The organism is Tessaracoccus flavus, from assembly GCF_001997295.1.
In the GTDB taxonomy this organism is placed as follows: domain Bacteria; phylum Actinomycetota; class Actinomycetes; order Propionibacteriales; family Propionibacteriaceae; genus Arachnia; species Arachnia flava.
This window is the reverse complement of the sequence record NZ_CP019605.1, coordinates 945,828-964,405: the sequence shown is the minus strand read 5'-3', so window position 1 is coordinate 964,405 and position 18,578 is coordinate 945,828. Positions and strand designations below refer to the sequence as shown.

Below are 18,578 nucleotides of genomic sequence, written 5' to 3'. Positions count from 1 at the left end.
CTCATGCAATCCTTTCTTATTCTTGTTCGACTTTCAAGCAAGGGTGCCCTAACTGCCCACCCTGTGGACAAGCGCTAGGCTGACGGGGTGGAAACAGTCGTCGACGCGCAGGATCTCAGCCTCGCCTTCGGCGCGACGAAGGCGCTCGACGGCCTGACCCTGTCGGCATCCGCGGGGGCGGTGACAGCCCTGCTCGGGCCGAACGGCGCCGGCAAGACGACCTTCATCCGCTGCTGCACCGCACTGGAGCGGCCCCACTCCGGCTCCCTGACCTTGTTCGGTCAGTCACCCGGATCCCCCGACGTGCTGTCCCGGATCGGCCTGATGCCCCAGGCCACCGGCGCCTGGAGCGGTATCCGTGCCGAGGAACTGCTGCGTTACCTGTCACGGCTCTACGCCGACCCCCAACCCGTCGAAGCCCTCGTGGATCTTCTTGGCATCGCCCCCTTCGCACGCACCCCGTACCGCCGCCTCTCCGGTGGCCAACAGCAGGCGGTCAACCTGGCCGGTGCCCTCATCGGACGTCCGTCGCTCGTGTTTCTCGACGAGCCGTCGGCCGGGCTCGATCCTCGAGCCCGACGGCTGACCTGGGACGTGGTGCGTCGCGTCCGGGACGCCGGGGTCGCCGTGGTGCTGACGACACACGACATGGTCGAAGCCGCCGAGCTCGCCGATCACGTCCACATCGTCGACCGGGGGCGGGTGCAGGTCAGTGGCAGCGTGTCCGACCTCGCCTCCCACGGCTCCCTGGAAGACGCGTTCCTCACCCACACCTCCGGAGACCGCTGATGTCGCTCACGTTCACCCCCGACGCCAGCCCTGCCCCTCCCATGGCCCGGGTCTGGGCGCACGCACGCACCGAGGCCTCGCTCATTCTCCGCAACGGTGAACAGGCGATCCTCGCGATCGTCATCCCCATGGCGGTCCTCGTCGGCTCCCGGATCCTCGGCGACACGCTCGGCTTGACCATCGAGGAGATGGCGCCGTCGGTGCTGGCGCTCGTGATGTGGAGTTCATGCCTGACCACGCTGGCCATCGGGACCGGGTTCGAGCGGCGTTACAACGTGCTCGAACGAATCGCCGCCACGCCCCTCGGCAAACCGGGGATCCTCCTCGGCAAGGGGCTCTCCATCGCGATGATCACGGCCGGCCAGGTCGTTCTGCTCACCGTCGCAGCGCTCGCGCTGGGATGGAGACCCGACTTCAGCGTCGGCTCGCTGACGGTCGCGCTGCTCGTGAGCCTCCTGTCAATGGGCGCGTTCGCAGGGCTCGCGCTCTCAATCTCCGGCTCCCTGCGTCCAGAGGCGACGCTGGCCGTGGCCAACCTGCTGTACCTCATCGGCATGCCGCTCGGCGTACTGGTCCCCCTCGACCGGTACCCGACCTGGGTCCAGGATGTCCTGGCCTGGCTCCCCACGGGCGCCCTGGGAGAGACCCTGCGCGGGGCCGCCACCGGTGAGGTCCTACTCTTACCCGTGGTGGTCGCGGCGCTGTGGTGCGTTGGCTCACTGGCCCTGGCATGGAAGGTGTTCACGTGGACGTCCTGAGGAAGCTCGTCGACGGGGAACGTGCGCTGCGCACGTGGCTCTGGATCTCGCTCGTCTGCAACATGGGCATCATCGTCACCGGCGCGGTGGTGCGCCTGACCGGGTCCGGTCTCGGCTGCCCCACCTGGCCCCGCTGCACGGAGGACTCCTACGTGCCGCACCCGTCCTACGGGATCCATGGCGTGATCGAGTTCGGCAACCGACTCCTCACCTTCGTCCTGATCGCGGCGGCGATCGGGGCATTCGTGGCGGCTTGGCGCAATCGGGGCGCACGCTCGAAGCTGTGGTGGATCAACCTCGGTATCGGGCTGGGGATCCCGTTCCAAGCGGTCATCGGGGGGTTCACTGTCTGGAGCAACCTCAACCCGTTCGTCGTCGCCCTCCATCTGCTGCTGTCCGTCGCGCTCATCGTGCTGTGCGTGTGGGCGCTGCGGGTCGGGTACCGGACCGAGCCGGAGCCCGTTGCTCCGGGCCTCCGGTGGCTCGTCCACGCCACGTTCTGGGCGGCGATGCTCTCGATCTGGGTCGGCACCATCGTCACCGGCTCCGGGCCGCACGCGGGCGACGCCAAGTCACCGCGGACGGGCTTCGACATCGAGTTCGTGGCACGGCTCCACGGCCTGTCGGCCTGGCTCGTGGTGGCGCTCAGCGTGGCGTCGCTCGTCGTCCTCCTCCGCTCCGGTCACCGCCGGGCTGCGCGCGCCGCACGGCTGCTTGTCATCACAGTTGTCCTCCAGGGGGCGATCGGCTACCTGCAGTACTTCCTCGGCGTCCCCGTCGGCATCGTGATTCTGCATATGGTTGGGTTGACCCTGCTGACCGCAGCCGCCGCCTGGCTGCTCGTGTCGACCACAAGGAGAACTCATGCCGACCAATCCGGTGCTGACGACCGAACTTCCGTTCACGCTTCCTGACTTCGCCGCGGCCGAGACGTCCGACTATCGCGATGCCCTCGACCAGGGCATGGCCGAGCATCTGGCCGGCCTCGCGGCTATACGTGACGATCAGGCCCCGGCCACCATCGAAAACGTACTGGGCGCCATGGAGGACGCCGAGCAGACCCTTCGCCGGGCGCTCAACTCGTTCTTCTCGGTCTACTCCTCGGACGCGACGCCCGAGCGCGATGCGCTGTACGCCGAGTACGCCCCCAAGCTCGCCGAGCACGAAGACGCCATCTACCTGGACCGAACCCTGTACGAGCGTCTGCGCAGCCTGGAGGCACGCGTCGCGTCCGGTGAGGTCGTCGCCGACGACCAGGACCGCTACGCGTTGGACGAGGTGTTGAAGGCTTTCCGGCGTGCAGGAGTCGACGTGTCCGACTCCGATCAGGAGAGGCTTCGCGAGCTCAACAAGAGACTCGCCGAGCTCGGTTCCACCTTCGAGACCCTCAACCGACAGGCGCGCAACGCGGGCGCCGTGCGCGTGACCGGCGACGAACTCGCGGGCCTCAGCGACGACGAGAGGGCGACACTCGCGGACAGTAACCCAGAGGGCTACACGATCGAGTTGGTCAACACCACGCAGCAGCCGCTGGCGGCCAAGCTGGCCAACCCCCGAACCCGTGCCCGCCTGATGGAGGCGTCCGTCACCCGCGCCCTGGCCGGCGAGTTCGACACGCGTGCTGTCGTCGTCGAGATCGCCCGGCTTCGGGCCGAACGCGCCGCGCTGCTGGGCTACCCCCACCACGCCGCGATCGTCGCCGAGGCGGGTACCGCGAAGACCGTGGACGCCATCCTCGACATGCTGGTGCCGCTGGCCCAGTCTGCGCTCGACAAGGCACGCGAGGAGGCTGAGCAGCTGAAGGAACGCTATGCCGATCTGGAGCCGGGGACGCCGTTCACCGCAGCCGACTGGTCCTACGTCGAGGGGATCGTGCGCCGGGAGCGGTTCTCCTTCGACGAGGGCGAGCTGGGCGAGTACCTACAGGTCGATCGGGTGCTGGAGGCCGTGTACGCCGCGGCGACGGACCTCTACGGCATCACCTTCACCCCGGTCGACGGGGTGACAGGCCATGCTCCCGGGACCCAGACATACGAGGTGAGAGAAGCCGACGGGACCGTGATCGGCGCCTTCGTCATGGACTTCTGGGCGCGACCCACCAAGAACGGCGGGGCGTGGATGACCAACCTCGTGGACCAGTCGCGCCGGGATGCGGCGTTGCCGGTGGTGACGAACAACTGCAACTACACGCCCAGCACGACGTCGATCACCTGGGACGAGGTCATCACGATGTTCCACGAGTTCGGCCACGCCCTGCACGGGCTGCTGGCCGACTCCAGGTACGCGAGCCGATCCGGTACCAACACCCCCCGCGACTTCGTCGAGTTCCCCAGCCAGGTCAATGAGCACTGGGCGTGGACCCCCGGCCGGGTCCTCCCCGCGGAATGGGTCGCGAAGCTTCGCGAGGCGAACAAGTTCGGGCAGGGGTACTCCACCGCCGAGACGGAACTCGCGTCGCTCATCGACCTCGCCTGGCACACCACGCCGCTCGATGAGCTGCCCGCCTCCGCGGATGAGGTCGAGCAGTTCGAAAGGGCCGCGCTGGAGCGCTGGGGGCTGTTCGACGAACTCATCCCGCCCCGCTACCGCACCCAGTACTTCGCCCACATCTGGGGTGGCGGTTACGCCGCCAGCTACTACGGCTACGCGTGGGCGAAGGTCATGGACGCCGACGCAGTGGCGTGGTTCGAGGAGCAGGACAATCTCCGTGAGGCCGGCGAGCACTTCCGCCGCACCCTCCTGGCGCCGGGTGGCTCGGTAGACCCGATGGAGAGCTACCGCGCCTTCCGTGGACGAGATCCTGAGCTCGCTCCCCTGCTGGAGAAGCTCGGGCTGAGCCCGGCGTCGTCCGAGTAAGCCGCGAGGAACGGGTCGAGCCCCACCACGTCTCCCCGAGTCGCGAGCGAGGGACGAGCCGAGCCCCACGACGTCTCCCCGAGTCACCAGCGAGGGACGAGCCGAGCCCCACCACGTCTCCCCGAGTCACCAGCGAGGGACGAGCCGAGCCCCACCACGTCTCCCTGAGTAACGGCCGTGAGGAACGAACGGCCGTGTATCGAAGGGCACGCGAGATGGCCACCGACTGAGCTCAGCGGAGCCTCGCGGCAGGCCCCTCGATACGCTCGCTCGTTCCTCACTCGCTACTCGGGGAGACGGAAGAGGGGCCACCGCTCATTCCTCGCCCGCTACTCCCCGAGACGGAGGAGGGGCCACCGCTCATTCCTCGCCCGCTACTCCCCGAGACGGAGGAGGGGCCACCGCTCGTTCCTCGCCCTGTGTGACAATGGCCCATGGACCTCAAGGAAACGCTCCTGCGCCAGCTCCAGTTCAACCGCGACGCTCTGCTGTGGAAATGCGAAGGGCTCAGCGAGCGTGACCTGCGGCTACCGCGGACCCCGACCGGCACAAATCTGCTCGGCCTCGTCAAGCACTGCGCCTGGGTGGAACACGAGTACTTCATCACCAGTTTCGGCCGATCGAGCGGGCTGAACCCTCCGGACATCGACTACGACGCCGACCCCAACGGGGACCTCGCGGCCACGGAGTCGGAGGCCGCAGCGGAACTGCTCTCCACCTACCGTGAGGTCGCCAGCCACGTGGACGCAGCCATCGCCGAGCAGACCCTCGACACCCCCGGACACGTGAGCTGGTGGGGCGAGCGTGGCGACACGACGTTGGGTGACGTCCTCGTCCACGTCCTCGGCGACATCGCCCGACACGCAGGACACGCCGACATCATCCGTGAGGGGATCGACGGCCTGGCCGGGCTGCGTGGAGACAACACCAACCTTTGGGTGCCCGAGGGCGGATGGGACACCCGGGTGCTACGGCTGACCGCCATCGCGGAGTCGTTCGGGTAGCCCGCAGCTCACCGTCGGTAGCGCAGCGGGTTGGGGCGGGTCTGCGCCTCAGCCCCGATCATCAGGTCGGGGACGATCAGGCCCTTCTCCCGCAGGCTCCGGAGCGCAGCCACCACACGATCGCGCAGCCCGGTCGGAGGGATGGTGTTGAGGTAGATCTTGGTGGCGCCCTCGAATCCGGCAAGCGTCGAGACGCGCCATTTCAACATGACCCGCCACGGCATCGGCATGGAGACATCGATCGGCCGGTAGTGCCACTCCTCGTTGCAGGGGACGTCGGGTCCCGTGGCGGCGTGCATCGCGTGGATCAGATCGCTCATCCCGCGCACCTCCGCCCGGTCCATCTCCCACGGATCGGATTGCTCGCTCTTCGAGTAGATCTCGATGGTCGGGAACCGGTGCCCGAAACCCGCGAAAGCAAGGGCATGCTCGTTCTCCGCGATCACGAGGTTTCGGTACATCGCATAGTTGGCGCCGACGTCGTTGAACAGGTTGCCGTTGTTCCGGAGCTTCGCCAGCGTGGCCTCGTGCTGGACGCCACGTTCGTCGATCGAGACGAGTTGCTTGTGCAGGTGGTCGAACGATGCGCCCGCGGGCTTCAACCAGTTCTGGAAGACCGTCACGTAGCGGGCGTACCGGTTCACGTCGTAGGCCATCCTGACGGACTCCACCGTGTACCGGATGAACGTCGCGTGCTCGTCCGGCGACAGGGTGCCAGACGACGCCAGCTGGGAATCGTCGACAGCGCCGTCGACGAAGTGCCGTCGGGCGACGACGAGGTCGTGCCCTCCGCCGAAGAACCCAGAGGCCTGACCGACCAGGTCCTCCGCGCCCAGCGCGTCCACCTCCTCGTCGGAGAGCCCTGAGGACAGCAGCTTCCCCCTGATCACCGAGACGACGTGCGCTCTCCCCTCCGGAGAGGCGAGATAGGCGTCCTTGCGTTGTTGCACGCGGCCCGGCAACTGGAAGCCGTAGTTGGCGTGCCAGTAATCGAAGCTCAGGATCTCGTACAGGTTGGGGATCCTGCGGAACTCAGCGACCGTCGCGAACAGGTCCTCGGCAGGGCTGCGGTAGATCGTCTCCCATCCGTCCTCGGTGCGGATGACCCTGGACTTCTCCGGCGGTGTGTCGAGGTAGCGGCGCTCGCAGAAGGCGCAGTGCCTGCCCTCCTCGTCGGGGTTCAGCGGCAGCGGGTAGGGACGATTGATGCCCAACGGTCGGTTGCCCCGGCCCGGAACCGTCCACACTTCCGTCCCTGTGAACGGATTGAGCTGCTTGACGGTGCCGTCGGCAAGCACGCTGAGGTACTCCGGTTCGCGCGAGTACGGCTGCATGCCCTCGACCCTACTCCCGGGCCGGGCGGGGTGCCGGTCTAGAAGATAAGCGGGTCGATCGCGACGGCGAGGAAGAGAAGGGCCAGGTACGTGTTCGACCAGTGGAAGAGCCGCATCGCCTTGAGTTGGGCACCTTCGGCGCCCGCGTGGGCCCGGCGCCAGAGTTGCGCCGCCTCGTAGAGGAACACCAGCCCGAAGGCAGCCGCGGCGATGGGGTACAGCGGGCCGGTGGGGGTCACCGGCCACAGGAGCAGCGAGACCACGACGGTGGCGAGCGTGTACCAGAAGATCTGGGTGGCCACGCGCGGAGCCGAGCGCACCACTGGCAGCATCGGGACCTGTGCTGCCGCGTAATCGTCCTTGTAGCGGAAGGCCAACGCCCAGGTGTGCGGCGGGGTCCAGAGGAAGACGATCGCGAAGAGGATCAGCGGGGGCCAGTCGATGCTGCCCGTGACTGCGGTCCAGCCCACGAGTGGGGGGAAGCAGCCCGCGATCCCACCCCACACGATGTTCTGCCACGTCCGCCGCTTCAACAACATGGTGTAAACGAAGACGTAGAACGCGTTCGCGGTCATGGCGAGGAAGGCGGAGAGCCAGTTGGTGCCCAGGCCGAGGATCAGTGTCGCGATGATGCCGAGCACGAACCCGAAGATCGTCGCGTTCCGCGAAGACACCTGGTGGCGGGGCATGGGGCGTCGGCGGGTCCGGCGCATGACCTCGTCGATGTCGGCGTCGAGGACGCAGTTGAACGTGTTCGCGGACGCGGCGGCGAACAGCCCTCCCACCATGGTGAACAGGATCAACTCCCACGGCGGGAGTCCCCCGGCCGCCAGGAACATGGCCGGGGCGGTGGTCACCAGCAGGAGTTCGATGATGCGGGGCTTGGTCAGTGCCACGTAGGCCTTGATCACGTCAACGAGGCGTACCTCCGCGGACGCTGCGGCGCTCTGCACAGCCACTGAACACCCCTCTCCCGGTACGACCGTTCGCGTGGAGTCTACCCGCGAGCGCGCGGCGTCCCCAAAGCTGCAGCGGTCGAGCCGTCGGTTGGTTAGACTCGGCGCCGACACGTCAGCGTTGACCCTAGTCACCCGATCCTCCACTCAAGCGGACAATTTTTACGATTCGATTGTCAAAATCCTGTGAGCTCGCTAGTGTTCCCCGAAACATGGCACCGAGGCCAAACAGACAACCAGGTGGTGGACACGTGAGTCTCGTCAAGGACAACCCCGACCTCAACCCGTCGAAGGCCGAGCTGGCCATCTCCAAAGGATGGGTCCAGGGCGTGGCGCTGGTCTTCATCTTCGGATTCTTCGTGATGGGCTTCCTCGCCTACCGCACCTACAGCGACGGGATGCCACTCCCCCAGCAGGTCGTCGCCGCAGACACCGGCGACGTGGTCTTCACCGAGGATGACATCAGCGCGGGTCAGGAGATCTTCCTGCGTCGGGGGCTCCAGCAGTACGGCTCGATCATGGGCCACGGCGCCTACCTGGGCCCTGACTACACCGCTGAATACCTCCGTCTGGCGAGCGAGCACGTCACGGAGCAACTGCGTGCTCAGAACGTGCAGGACGCCGCCGCGGAGACCGTGGAGCACATGAGGGAGAACCGCTACGACGAATCGAGTGGCGTGCTCGAATACACCCCCGAACAGGTCAGCGCCTTCAACGAGATCAAGCAGTACTACGCGGAATTCTTCGGCGTCGACACGACCGAGCACGGCTTGCTGCCCTCCAAGATCACCGACCCCGACCAGATCCACGAACTCACCGCCTTCTTCAGCTGGACAGCGTGGGCGAGCGCGGCGGAGCGGCCCGGACACGATTACTCCTACTCGAACAACTGGCCGCCTGAGCCGCGTGTCGACAACAGGCCCACCGCCGACATCCTCGTCTGGTCCGCGATGTCGCTCATCGCGCTGTTGGCGGGCCTCGGCGCTCTCTTCGCCGTCTACGGCCGCTGGAGCAAAAAGATCGGCTGGCAGAGCAGCGAGACACCCAGCCTGTCGTTCCTGCAGCCAGGCAAGGTCGGGATCACAAAGGCTCAGAAGGCCACCGCCTGGTTCTTCCTCGTCGTCTCGCTACTCTTCCTCGTGCAGTCGACGCTGGGCGCGGCGGTGGAGCACTACCGCGCCGAGCTCTCCAGCTTCTTCGGGATCGATCTGGCTCAGGTCCTGCCCTTCAACCTGGCCCGCACCTGGCATCTCCAACTGTCGCTCCTCTGGACGGCGGCCGCCTTCCTGGCCGCGGCGATCTTCCTTGCGCCGATCATCTCCGGCCGGGAACCCAAGCGGCAGCACTGGCTGACCTACGGTCTCCTCGGCGCGTTGACCGTCGTCGTTGTCGGGATGCTCGCCGGCACGGCGATCAGCACCTTCGGCCCCGACTGGGCGGCCGGATCGATCTTCTTCGACCAGCAGTGGGAGTACCTCGATCTGCCGAGGTTCTGGCAGATCCTGCTCGTGATCGGGCTCTTCCTGTGGATCCTCATCATCTACCGGGCGATCCGGTCGCGGCTGCGCAGCGAGTCGAAGTTCAACATGCCCTGGCTGTTCTTCTACGCAGGGCTCGCGATTCCCGCCTTCTACGCCGTCGGGCTGCTCGCCACCAACGACACTCACCTCACCGTCGCCGAGTTCTGGCGGTTCTGGGTGGTGCACCTCTGGGTCGAGGACTTCCTGGAGCTCTTCACCACGGTCATGGTCGCGTACATCTTCGTCATGCTGGGGGTCGTCCGACGCAAGATCGCCATCCAGCTCATCTTCCTCGACGTCATCCTCTACTCGGCGGGCGGTGTCATCGGCACGATGCACCACCTCTACTTCTCCGGCACGCCCGTCGAGCACATGGCCCTTGGCGCGTTCTTCTCGGCACTGGAGGTGATCCCGCTGACCTTCCTCACGGTTGAGGCGTGGACGTTCCTCCAGCTGGGCTCCAAGCAGGAGTCGCGCAGCAGCGCCCCCTTCCCCCACCGCTGGTCAGTCATGTTCCTGGTCGCCGTCGGGTTCTGGAACTTCGTGGGAGCAGGCGTCTTCGGTTTCCTCATCAACCTGCCGATCGTCTCCTACTACCAGATCGGCACCGCGCTGACCGCGAACCATGCGCACGGCTCGATGATGGGCGTCTACGGCATGCTCGCCGTCGGGCTGGCGCTCTTCGCTCTGCGCTACATCATCAAGCCCGAGAAGTGGTCGGACAACATGGCGAAGCTCTCGTTCTGGTGCCTCAACATCGGACTGGCCTGGATGGTCTTCGCCACGCTGCTGCCGCTGGGCGTCCTCCAGCTGTGGCACTCCGTCAACGAGGGCTACTTCGAGGCCCGCACGCTCGGCTACATCGCGCAGCCCGGCAACGTCATCCTCGAATGGCTCCGCATGCCCGGCGACGTGGTCTTCCTCGTAGGCGGCATCCTGCCGTTCGTCTGGCTCGCCTGGCTCGGGGTCCGGCACGCGATCCCCGCAACCGTCACGGCGATGGAACCCGAGACCCTCTTCGTCATCGAGTCGGACGAGGCCCGGGAGGACCGCACCGGCCTCACCGCCGCGCCGGCGGCCGCGCCCGAGCTGCCCCGCAGCCGCTACGCGTCCGACAGGCGGGCTCCCGAGGACCCTGATCGCCCATGACGGACATCGAGATGATGGCGTGGCTCGGCGCCGGTTACGGCGTGCTGCTGCTGCTCGTCGCGTACGGCATTGACCAGTTGGCCAAGCGTGCCCAGACCCGGATCGAGGAGGATCGCGCAGGTGGTTTCGTCTACCACGAGAACCACGACGCCTGGCTCTGCCCCGAGGACCAGTGGCTCTACCCGAAGTCCTTCGACCCGGACAACCGGGTGATGCGCTACCGGGGGCTCCCGCTGGTGTGCAACTCCTGTCCGGTCAAGGACACCTGCACGGCCTCCGACGACGGGCGCGAGATGAAGCGCCACGTCGATCCGTGGCCCGCCTCGGAGTCCGCCCGGTTCCACCGTGGAATCGCCTGTTCGGTCACCGTCCTTGCCGTGCTGTGGCCGGCCCTCACCGCTCTCATGGTCACGAGCTGGACCAGCCAGGTGTTGGCGCTGGCGACGGCATTCCTCATCGCGCTGGGGGCCCTGCCCCTGTGGGCACATCTGCGTCGCACCCCTGCCGATCCCCTCGGCGCAGTGGTGCGCACGCTCGACCAGACCATGGAAGACCGCCAGGCCGCCGCCGCGGCCATCACCCGCGCACGCACCAGCTACGCGTCGGACAGGAGAATCGATCATGCCAACTGAGATCATCATGGGGATTCTCGCGGTCCTCCTCCTCGCGGCGTTCGCGTTCGCCTCGATCCGCGTCGTGCGTGAGTACGAGCGTGTGGTGGCGTTCCGCCTCGGCCGGCTCCGTGGAGCTCTGGGTCCGGGGCTTGTGTTCATGCTCCCGTTCCTCGACAAGCTGATCCGCATCGATCTGCGCACGGTCACGCTGACCATCCCCCCGCAGGAGGTCATCACCCGAGACAACGTGACCGCCCGCGTCAACGCGGTGGTCATGTTCCGGGTCACGGACCCGGTGCAGGCCGTGATGTCGGTGGAGAACCACGCCATCGCCACCTCGCAGTTCGCGCAGACCACGCTGCGTTCAGTGGTCGGACGCGCGGATCTCGACACGCTGCTGGCCCACCGTGCCGACCTCAACGAGGACCTCGCCCAGTCCATTGCCAGGCAGACGCAGGAGTGGGGTGTCGAGGCCAGCGTCGTCGAGATCAAGGACGTGGAGATCCCCGAGATGATGCAGCGCGCCATGGCCCGCGAGGCCGAGGCGGAACGCGAGAGGCGCGCGAAGGTGATCAGCGCGCGCGGCGAACTGCAGGCCTCCAAGGAACTGCGCGACGCCGCGCTGACGCTCAGTGAGGCCCCGGCCTCACTCCAGCTGCGCTACCTGCAGACGTTGCTCGAGCTCGGCGCCGACCAGAACTCGACGGTGGTCTTTCCTCTCCCGATGGACATCGTCGGCCCCATCGTGCAGGCCGTGCAGCGCTTTGCCGGGGACGATGATCCCAGCAGCGCACCCCCACAGACACACGGCCTGAAGGTCGTCGACCGGCCCCTGGAAGGTGAATCACGATGAGCGACACGTCTCTTGACACAACACCCGGCCGCCCCGTGCGGCTGGTGCCGACCGCACCGGGCTTCTGGATGCTCACCCTCGGGGTGTGCATCGCGGCCCTGTCCCCGCTGTTCGGCTTCCTCGTCGGGGTGATGTCGCAACGTCCGGAAGGCGAGGTTCCCCTGGACCCCCTCTACCTCGGCCTGTTCATCGGTGTCGTCGTCGGAGGGATGGGGGTGCTGCTCGCGGTAGTGGGCGGAGTACGGCTATGGCGGCACTACAAGGGTGTCCGGGTGTCCACCCCACAGGACGTGGAGGCACCGTGAGTTCCGCAGCTCGGGCGACGGCCATCACCGGTTCACAGACCACCTTCCGGTCCGACGGCGCAGCCGACCGTGCGATGCGGGGCATGCTCGGCGTCGATGCGACGGCGCCGCGGAAGGCCGAGGGTGCCCACCGTGCCTTCCGCGCCTCCGTCGCGGTCTCCGGGGTCCGCTGCCTGATCACCTATCTGCTCGTGCCGGTCCTCGTGCCGATGGCCAGCCTGGCGGGCTGGGTCGCGGCTCCGATCGGGATCGCGCTGTGCGTCTACGCCGTCATCAACGGCATCGTGAGCCTCAAACGGTTCTGGTCTGCGGACCATCCCCACCGGTGGCTCTACACATTCTTCATGGCCGTGGTCTTCGTCATCCTCACCGCGGCGCTGATCTCCGACTTCTCCCGACTAGGAGGCCTCACATGACCACCGAAACCCCTCAGGAGTTCGACGTCGAGCGCTACCAGGCCGAACACGAGCAGCCCAGCGAAGCCGAGAGTGCGATCCTCACCATCCTGATGTTCCTCGCCCTGGTGGTGTTCACCGTGGGTTGCGTGATGCTCGGCTGGTTCGGTTGAGTCCAGACCCGCGTCAGGCCCAGGTCCGGACTGATACAGAGCGGTCGGGCAGGTGCGGGTGAACGGTAATGTGGGCCGGGATGAACACCTACGTTAACCCTCTGCGCGATCCGCAGGATCGCCGCCTGCCGCGCATCGCCGGCCCGTGCGTCCTGGTGATCTTCGGCGTCACGGGCGACCTCAGCCGCAAGAAGCTCATGCCGGCGGTCTACGATCTCGCTAACCGCGGCATGCTGCCGCCTGGCTTCGGGCTCGTGGGATTCGCCCGGCGCGACTGGGCCAACCAGGACTTCGCCGAAGTCGTGCACGACGCCGTCAAGGAGAACTCGAGGACACCGTTCCGCGAGGAAGTGTGGGAGCAGCTCCTGGAGGGCATCCGCTTCGTCCCGGGCTCCTTCGACGACGACGCCGCCTTCGAGCGGCTACGCGAGACGATTCAGGAGCTGGACGAGGCCCGCGGCACCGGCGGCAATCATGCCTTCTACCTCTCGATCCCCCCGTCGGGCTTCGAGACGGTGACCTCGCAGTTGCGCAAGCACGGCATGGCCGAACGCACGGAGAACAACTGGAACCGCGTCGTCATCGAGAAGCCCTTCGGCCACGACCTCGAGTCGGCCAAGGAACTCGACGCTGTCGTCAGCTCCCTGTTCGAGCCGCACGAGGTGTTCCGCATCGACCACTACCTCGGTAAGGAGACCGTCCAGAACATCCTGGCGCTCCGCTTCGCGAACCAGCTGTTCGAGCCGATCTGGAACAACCACTACGTCAGCCACGTCGAGATCACGATGGCCGAGGACATCGGCATCGGTGGCCGCGCCGGCTACTTCGACGGCATCGGCATCGCGCGCGACGTCATGCAGAACCACCTCCTCCAACTGCTGGCGCTCGCCGCCATGGAGGAACCCACCTCGTTCGAGGCGGCCCAGCTCCGCACGGAGAAGAAGAAGGTGCTCGCGGCCGCCAAAGTGCCGGAGCGCTACGACCTCTACACCGCGCGCGGTCAGTACGCCGCCGGGTGGCAGGGGGGCAAGGAGGTCATCGGCTACCTCGAGGAGAACGGCGTACCCGACGACTCACACACCGAGACGTTCGCCGCGATCCGGGTCGACATCGACAACCGCCGCTGGGCCGGGGTTCCGTTCTATCTGCGGACGGCCAAGCGCATGCCGAGGCGGGTGACCGAGGTGGCGCTCAGCTTCAAGCGTCCTCCGCACCTGCCGTTCACCGCCACCGACACAGAGGAGCTCGGCACGAATGCTCTGGTCATGCGCATCCAGCCCGACGAAGGGGTCACCCTCCGCTTCGGCGCCAAGGTGCCGGGCACGCAGATGGAGATCCGTGAGGTCTCGATGGACTTCGGCTACGGCGGCTCCTTCACCGAGTCCTCGCCGGAGGCCTACGAGCGGCTGATCCTCGACGTCCTCCTCGGCGATCCCCCGCTGTTCCCGCAGCAGGAGGAGGTCGAATTGAGCTGGAAGATCCTCGACCCCGTCATCGAGTACTGGGCCTCCCTCGACGAGGAGCCGGAACAGTACGAGTCAGGGACCTGGGGCCCGCAGAGCGCCCACGACATGCTCGCGCGTGACGGCTTCGTCTGGCGCAGGCCGTAAGGAGTTACCGATGATTCTCGACCTCTCAGACACGTCCTCCCGCGAGATCGCCTCCGCGCTCATCAAGGCCCGCCGCACCGTCGGTTCAGCCAGCGGGCTCGTATTGACCCTGCTCATCGTCACCAACGACTTCCACTTCGATGAGGTGCTGGAGGCAGCCAAGGCCTCCGCCACGGCTCACCCGTCGCGGGTCATCGTCGTCACCTACGTCGACGCCGAAGAACCGAGGCTGGATGCCAAGATCGAGGTGGGCGAGGGACTGCCCGGCGACCTGGTCGTGCTGCGGCTCCACGGCGAGCTGCAGCACCACGGGGACGCGATCTGCCTGCCTCTCCTCCTGCCTGACTCCCCCACGATCGTGTGGTGGCCGAACCACGCGCCCGACAATCTTGCGGACGACCCCATCGGGTCGCTGGCCGACCGCCGGATCACCGATGCCGCGGGAGAGTCGGACCCTCGAGAGGCGCTGACGCGCCGCGCGGGGAACCATGCTCCAGGGGATACCGACCTCACCTGGACACGCCTGACGAGGTGGCGGGCGCTGCTCGCCGCAGCGCTGGATCAGTCGCAGGCCACGGTCACGGGGGGCATGGTGCGTTCAGCGCCGGACAACGCCCCTGCCACCCTGCTCGCCGCCTGGCTCGAGGACCGTCTGGGCGTCGAGATACGTCGCGTGGACGGGGAACAGCCGGGTGTCAACGAGGTGATCCTCGACACCCCTGACGGCCCGATCACGATCAACCGCATCCACGACGGTACGGCCCTCTACCAGGTTCCGGGCCAGCCGCAGCGGACGGTGGCACTGCGCCGTCGACCGCTCACCGACCTCCTCACCGAGGAACTGCAGCGGATGGATGCCGATGACATTTTCGAGGCGGCCACCAGGCGAGTGGCGGCCGAGGCGGAGGGTCGCTAGTGCACACGCGGGTGGTCAGGCTGTCGGACGCCGCGGAAGTGAGCGAGGCGGTTGCAGCGCAACTCCTCAAGCGCGTCCTGCAGCTCCAGCAGCGCCAACCCGTCGTCCATCTCTGCCTGACCGGGGGTAATGCGGCCAACGACATGTATGAGCGCTTTGCTGAGCTGGCGGAGCACTCCGAGCTCGACTCCACGAGGCTCCAGCTGTGGTGGGGCGACGAGCGCTTCGTGCCGGCGACCGACCCCGACCGGAACTCGCAGCAAGCCGTGACCCGGCTCGCGCGAACCATCTCCATCAGGTCGGCCGACACGCACATGATGGCCGCCCAGGACGGGCGCAAGGACTCCCACGAGGCTGCTGCTGAGTACGAGTCGGAACTCGGAGAGACGCACTTCGACCTCACCCTGCTGGGCATCGGGCCAGACGGCCACGTCGCGTCGATCTTCCCGAACCATCCGAGCTTCGATCCGACAAACCGCAAGGTCATCGGCGTGGAGGACAGCCCCAAACCTCCAGCCGAGCGCATTTCTCTCACCATCCCGGCGCTCAACAACTCCGCCGAGATCTGGGTGATGGCGACGGGCGACGTGAAGGCCAACGCCGTGGCACGGACCCTCGACGGCGACCTGTCGCTCCCCGCGGCGCACATCCAGGCCGAGGGCGCCACCGTCTGGTTCCTCGACGAGGCGGCTGCGGCCGACCTCCCCCCGCAACACTCCTGCTCGTTCTGATCACGTACCCCTGGATGTCGGTTGGCGTTTCGTGACCGTTGTCGTTGGCCGAGGTCGGTCGGCGACGAGACAACGCACAAGGCCCCGGTCCTCGGGGACCGGGGCCTTCTCTACTGGTTCAGTAGATCACTTCGCCGCTGGCGCGGCGGGCGCGCAGGGCGGTGACCGCCTCCTCTAGGATCTGCTCCGCTTCGGCGTCGGTGCGGCGCTCCTTCACGTAGGCCAGATGCGTCTTGTAAGGCGTGATCTTCGGCGGCGGCGGGGGGTTCTCCTCATCCGTGTTGGCGGGGAGACCGCAGCGAGGGCAGTCCCAGGACTCGGGGATCGGTGCGTCGACGGCGAACGCGGGACGCGTCACATGCCCGCCTGCGCAGAAGTAGGACACGCGAGTGCGGGGCGCGGAGTCTCCGCGCTCTGCCTCGCCCATGGGACCGGCGCCGACACGGCTGCCTCGAATGGCGTTGCCACCTGCCACGTTGAGATTCTCCTTGAAAGAGGGGTGAGTGTGTTTGTGCCGCGCTCAGGCGCCGATGCGGTACAGCACCAGCAGCCCGACGATCGTCAGCAGCCAGATGAGCGCCAACACGACCGTGATCCGGTCAAGTCGTCGCTCAGCGGTCGAGGCTCCACCCATGGAGGTCGACATACCGCCGCCGAACAGATCGGACATTCCGCCGCCACGGCCTTTGTGGAGGAGGACGGTGGCCGCCAGGAGGATGCTGAGGATCACAACAATGATCGAAAGCGTCGTCACGGGCCAGGAAACGAGGGGGACAATCACGCGGTAGATACTAACCGACGGCACGTGTTTCTCCACATCCGGCGCCCTCGCCGATCATTGAGGATGTAACGGTTCGGTTAATCAACTCCCAACTCACGCCCCACTGCCACCCGATGGGGCTAGCCTGCGGAAATGAACGACACCCGACCGCTCGTCGAGATCGACATGGTGAACAAGTACTTCGGGACGCACCACGTCCTCAAGGACATCACCACGACCGTCGCGGAGGGAGAGGTCGTCGTCGTCATCGGCCCGTCGGGTTCCGGCAAGTCGACCCTCTGCCGCGCCATCAACCGGCTCGAGACCATAGACTCGGGGACGATCACCATCGACGGTCAGCAGTTGCCGGAAGAGGGTGCCCAACTCGCCAAGCTCCGCAGCGACGTGGGAATGGTGTTCCAGTCGTTCAACCTTTTCGCCCACAAGACAGTCCTCGACAATGTCACCCTCGCACCCATCAAGGTGCGCAGGATGAAGAAGGCCGACGCGGAGAAGCGGGCCATGGAACTGCTCACCCGGGTCGGAGTCGAGGACCACGCCCACAAGATGCCCGCCCAACTCTCGGGAGGGCAGCAGCAGCGCGTGGCCATCGCGCGGTCACTGGCCATGGACCCGAAGCTGATCCTGCTCGACGAGCCGACCTCCGCCCTCGACCCCGAAATGATCAACGAAGTCCTCGACGTCATGGTCGAACTCGCCAGGGCCGGCATGACCATGATCGTCGTCACCCACGAGATGGGCTTCGCCCGGAAGGCCGCCGACCGCGTGATCTTCATGTCCGATGGCGCCGTCGTCGAGGAGGCGGAGCCGGACCAGTTCTTCACCAACCCCACCTCAGAAAGGGCCAAAGATTTCCTGTCCAAGATCCTCCACTGAATCCAGCAGCACCCACCCCACCACCAGCAAAGGACGAAGCATGAACATCAAGAAGACATTCGGCGCGATCGCCATGGCAGCGGCCGTCAGCCTGAGCCTGGCCGCCTGCACCGACAGCTCGACCACCACCGAAACCGACGACACCGAGGTCAACACCGACGCCACCTTCCCGAAGGCAGCACGATGGCCAAGCTGAAGGACGCCGGCAAGATCACCGTCGGGACCAAGTACGACCAGCCACTGTTCGGCCTCGTCGGCGCCTCGGGCGTCCCCGAAGGTTTCGATGTCGAGATCGCCAAGCTCATCGCGTCGGAGCTTGGGCTGTCCGCCGACCAGATCGAATTCGTGGAGACGGTCTCGCAGAACCGCGAGCCGTTCATTCAGAACGGCCAGGTGGACATCGTCGTGGCCACCTACACAATCAACGACACCCGCAAGGAAGTCATCGACTTCGCCGGCCCCTACTACGAGGCGGGCCAGTCCTTCCTCGTTCCCGCGTCGAACCCGCTGAACATCACCAGCGATCCGGAGAGCATCGGTGATGCGACCGTCTGCACGGTGACCGGCTCAACGTCTGAGAAGAACATTCGGGAGTACACCGACAACGTGCTCGCCGTCGACAAGTACTCGGACTGCCTGGAGCCCATCCGGGGTGGCCAGGCCGATGCGCTGACCACCGACAACGTGATCCTCGCGGGTCTCGTGTCGCAGAACGGTGACGAGTTCGCCGTCGTCGACGGCACCTTCACCGCTGAGCCGTACGGCATCGGCCTGCAGAAGGGGGACGACGACTTCCGCGACTTCATCAACGACACGCTCGAGGCCGCCTACGAGGACGGGCGCTGGGAGGCGGCCTGGGAATCGACGGCCGGGACCGTGCTGGAGACCCCGGAACCGCCGTCGGTCGACCGCTACTGACCAGTCGCGTGGCGCCGGGCTGACCGCCCGGTGCCACGCC

At 66.7% G+C, this 18,578-nt stretch carries 20 protein-coding genes and 1 pseudogene; 17 read left to right on the top strand and 4 right to left on the bottom strand.

What is annotated here, in order from left to right; translation table 11 throughout:
* The first annotated feature begins 87 nt into the window (after positions 1-87).
* From RPIT_RS04280 to RPIT_RS04260, 5 genes are all read left to right on the top strand, one after another.
* Complete coding sequence (locus tag RPIT_RS04280; RefSeq protein WP_077340986.1) at positions 88-789, top strand: ABC transporter ATP-binding protein; 702 nt, start codon at positions 88-90, stop codon at positions 787-789.
* Complete coding sequence (locus RPIT_RS04275; RefSeq protein WP_077340984.1) at positions 789-1,547, top strand: ABC transporter permease; 759 nt, start codon at positions 789-791, stop codon at positions 1,545-1,547. Before RPIT_RS04280 ends, RPIT_RS04275 begins: the two co-directional genes overlap by 1 nt.
* Positions 1,535-2,461: a COX15/CtaA family protein gene (locus RPIT_RS04270; protein ID WP_226996334.1), complete on the top strand. Its 927-nt coding sequence runs from the start codon at positions 1,535-1,537 to the stop codon at positions 2,459-2,461. The genes RPIT_RS04275 and RPIT_RS04270 overlap by 13 nt, the downstream gene beginning before the upstream one ends.
* Entirely contained in the window at positions 2,412-4,403 is a 1,992-nt protein-coding gene (locus RPIT_RS04265) for a M3 family metallopeptidase (protein ID WP_077340979.1), read from the top strand. The genes RPIT_RS04270 and RPIT_RS04265 overlap by 50 nt, the downstream gene beginning before the upstream one ends.
* A 434-nt stretch (positions 4,404-4,837) precedes the next feature.
* A complete protein-coding gene (locus RPIT_RS04260; RefSeq protein ID WP_077340977.1) occupies positions 4,838-5,407 on the top strand; it encodes a DinB family protein in 570 nt (189 codons plus the stop codon).
* 8 nt (positions 5,408-5,415) lie between these two features.
* Here RPIT_RS04260 and RPIT_RS04255 read toward each other — a convergent pair whose 3' ends face one another.
* Both RPIT_RS04255 and RPIT_RS04250 read right to left on the bottom strand, forming a co-directional pair.
* Entirely contained in the window at positions 5,416-6,741 is a 1,326-nt protein-coding gene (locus RPIT_RS04255) for a DUF4921 family protein (protein ID WP_077340975.1), read from the bottom strand.
* A gap of 38 nt (positions 6,742-6,779) precedes the next feature.
* Positions 6,780-7,700: a heme o synthase gene (locus RPIT_RS04250; RefSeq protein ID WP_077340973.1), complete on the bottom strand. Its 921-nt coding sequence runs from the start codon at positions 7,698-7,700 to the stop codon at positions 6,780-6,782.
* Between the two features lie 270 nt (positions 7,701-7,970).
* On the opposite strand from RPIT_RS04250, the pseudogene RPIT_RS04245 reads away from it, so the two are divergent.
* From RPIT_RS04245 to pgl, 9 genes and pseudogenes are all read left to right on the top strand, one after another.
* A pseudogene (locus RPIT_RS04245) lies at positions 7,971-10,249 on the top strand (nitric-oxide reductase large subunit); the annotation flags it as partial.
* A 113-nt stretch (positions 10,250-10,362) separates the two neighbouring features.
* Positions 10,363-10,998 (top strand): hypothetical protein, encoded by a 636-nt coding sequence (locus RPIT_RS04240; protein WP_077340969.1) that lies wholly within the window; start codon positions 10,363-10,365, stop codon positions 10,996-10,998.
* 7 nt (positions 10,999-11,005) lie between these two features.
* Positions 11,006-11,833, top strand: a complete 828-nt coding sequence (locus RPIT_RS04235; protein WP_418361377.1) for an SPFH domain-containing protein — start codon at positions 11,006-11,008, stop codon at positions 11,831-11,833.
* Positions 11,830-12,138 (top strand): hypothetical protein, encoded by a 309-nt coding sequence (locus RPIT_RS04230; protein WP_218121517.1) that lies wholly within the window; start codon positions 11,830-11,832, stop codon positions 12,136-12,138. Before RPIT_RS04235 ends, RPIT_RS04230 begins: the two co-directional genes overlap by 4 nt.
* Complete coding sequence (locus RPIT_RS04225) at positions 12,135-12,554, top strand: hypothetical protein (protein WP_169835149.1); 420 nt, start codon at positions 12,135-12,137, stop codon at positions 12,552-12,554. Before RPIT_RS04230 ends, RPIT_RS04225 begins: the two co-directional genes overlap by 4 nt.
* Positions 12,551-12,706 (top strand): hypothetical protein, encoded by a 156-nt coding sequence (locus RPIT_RS14910; RefSeq protein ID WP_157633335.1) that lies wholly within the window; start codon positions 12,551-12,553, stop codon positions 12,704-12,706. The genes RPIT_RS04225 and RPIT_RS14910 overlap by 4 nt, the downstream gene beginning before the upstream one ends.
* 80 nt (positions 12,707-12,786) lie before the next feature.
* Positions 12,787-14,316, top strand: coding sequence for a glucose-6-phosphate dehydrogenase (gene zwf, locus RPIT_RS04220; protein WP_226996333.1), 1,530 nt, complete (start codon positions 12,787-12,789; stop codon positions 14,314-14,316).
* A 10-nt stretch (positions 14,317-14,326) separates the two neighbouring features.
* Positions 14,327-15,232 (top strand): glucose-6-phosphate dehydrogenase assembly protein OpcA, encoded by a 906-nt coding sequence (locus tag RPIT_RS04215; RefSeq protein WP_077340963.1) that lies wholly within the window; start codon positions 14,327-14,329, stop codon positions 15,230-15,232.
* Positions 15,232-15,963 carry a 6-phosphogluconolactonase gene (gene pgl, locus RPIT_RS04210; protein ID WP_077340961.1) on the top strand — a complete coding sequence of 244 codons (732 nt, stop codon included), beginning with the start codon at positions 15,232-15,234 and terminating at the stop codon, positions 15,961-15,963. Before RPIT_RS04215 ends, pgl begins: the two co-directional genes overlap by 1 nt.
* Before the next feature lie 118 nt (positions 15,964-16,081).
* Here the strand turns inward: pgl and RPIT_RS04205 are convergent, their stop codons facing one another.
* Both RPIT_RS04205 and secG read right to left on the bottom strand, forming a co-directional pair.
* The gene (locus RPIT_RS04205; protein WP_077340959.1) at positions 16,082-16,438 is read right to left on the bottom strand and encodes an RNA polymerase-binding protein RbpA; all 357 of its coding nucleotides are present in this window, start codon (positions 16,436-16,438) and stop codon (positions 16,082-16,084) included.
* A 45-nt stretch (positions 16,439-16,483) separates the two neighbouring features.
* Positions 16,484-16,744 carry a preprotein translocase subunit SecG gene (gene secG / locus RPIT_RS04200; RefSeq protein WP_226996332.1) on the bottom strand — a complete coding sequence of 87 codons (261 nt, stop codon included), beginning with the start codon at positions 16,742-16,744 and terminating at the stop codon, positions 16,484-16,486.
* Positions 16,745-16,876: 132 nt separating this feature from the next.
* Between secG and RPIT_RS04195 the strand changes: the two genes are divergently transcribed.
* From RPIT_RS04195 to RPIT_RS04190, 3 genes are read left to right on the top strand one after another with little or no spacing between them, the layout of a single operon-like run.
* Entirely contained in the window at positions 16,877-17,620 is a 744-nt protein-coding gene (locus RPIT_RS04195) for an amino acid ABC transporter ATP-binding protein (protein ID WP_077340957.1), read from the top strand.
* Between the two features lie 40 nt (positions 17,621-17,660).
* Positions 17,661-17,816, top strand: coding sequence for a hypothetical protein (locus tag RPIT_RS15315; protein ID WP_169835148.1), 156 nt, complete (start codon positions 17,661-17,663; stop codon positions 17,814-17,816).
* Entirely contained in the window at positions 17,804-18,538 is a 735-nt protein-coding gene (locus RPIT_RS04190) for a glutamate ABC transporter substrate-binding protein (protein WP_169835147.1), read from the top strand. Before RPIT_RS15315 ends, RPIT_RS04190 begins: the two co-directional genes overlap by 13 nt.
* Positions 18,539-18,578: the final 40 nt, after the last annotated feature.

What these genes read in the sequence shown, in the direction of transcription:
- RPIT_RS04230 (WP_218121517.1), top strand. Translation starts at nt 11,830, where the DNA reads ATGAGCGACACGTCTCTTGACACAACACCCGGCCGCCCCGTGCGGCTG.
- RPIT_RS04190 (WP_169835147.1), top strand. Translation starts at nt 17,804, where the DNA reads ATGGCCAAGCTGAAGGACGCCGGCAAGATCACCGTCGGGACCAAGTAC.
- RPIT_RS04275 (WP_077340984.1), top strand. Translation starts at nt 789, where the DNA reads ATGTCGCTCACGTTCACCCCCGACGCCAGCCCTGCCCCTCCCATGGCC.
- RPIT_RS15315 (WP_169835148.1), top strand. Translation starts at nt 17,661, where the DNA reads ATGAACATCAAGAAGACATTCGGCGCGATCGCCATGGCAGCGGCCGTC.
- RPIT_RS04255 (WP_077340975.1), bottom strand. Translation starts at nt 6,741, where the DNA reads ATGCAGCCGTACTCGCGCGAACCGGAGTACCTCAGCGTGCTTGCCGAC.
- RPIT_RS04215 (WP_077340963.1), top strand. Translation starts at nt 14,327, where the DNA reads ATGATTCTCGACCTCTCAGACACGTCCTCCCGCGAGATCGCCTCCGCG.
- RPIT_RS04235 (WP_418361377.1), top strand. Translation starts at nt 11,006, where the DNA reads ATGGGGATTCTCGCGGTCCTCCTCCTCGCGGCGTTCGCGTTCGCCTCG.
- RPIT_RS14910 (WP_157633335.1), top strand. Translation starts at nt 12,551, where the DNA reads ATGACCACCGAAACCCCTCAGGAGTTCGACGTCGAGCGCTACCAGGCC.
- RPIT_RS04195 (WP_077340957.1), top strand. Translation starts at nt 16,877, where the DNA reads ATGAACGACACCCGACCGCTCGTCGAGATCGACATGGTGAACAAGTAC.
- zwf (WP_226996333.1), top strand. Translation starts at nt 12,787, where the DNA reads ATGAACACCTACGTTAACCCTCTGCGCGATCCGCAGGATCGCCGCCTG.
- RPIT_RS04265 (WP_077340979.1), top strand. Translation starts at nt 2,412, where the DNA reads ATGCCGACCAATCCGGTGCTGACGACCGAACTTCCGTTCACGCTTCCT.
- RPIT_RS04240 (WP_077340969.1), top strand. Translation starts at nt 10,363, where the DNA reads ATGACGGACATCGAGATGATGGCGTGGCTCGGCGCCGGTTACGGCGTG.
- RPIT_RS04260 (WP_077340977.1), top strand. Translation starts at nt 4,838, where the DNA reads ATGGACCTCAAGGAAACGCTCCTGCGCCAGCTCCAGTTCAACCGCGAC.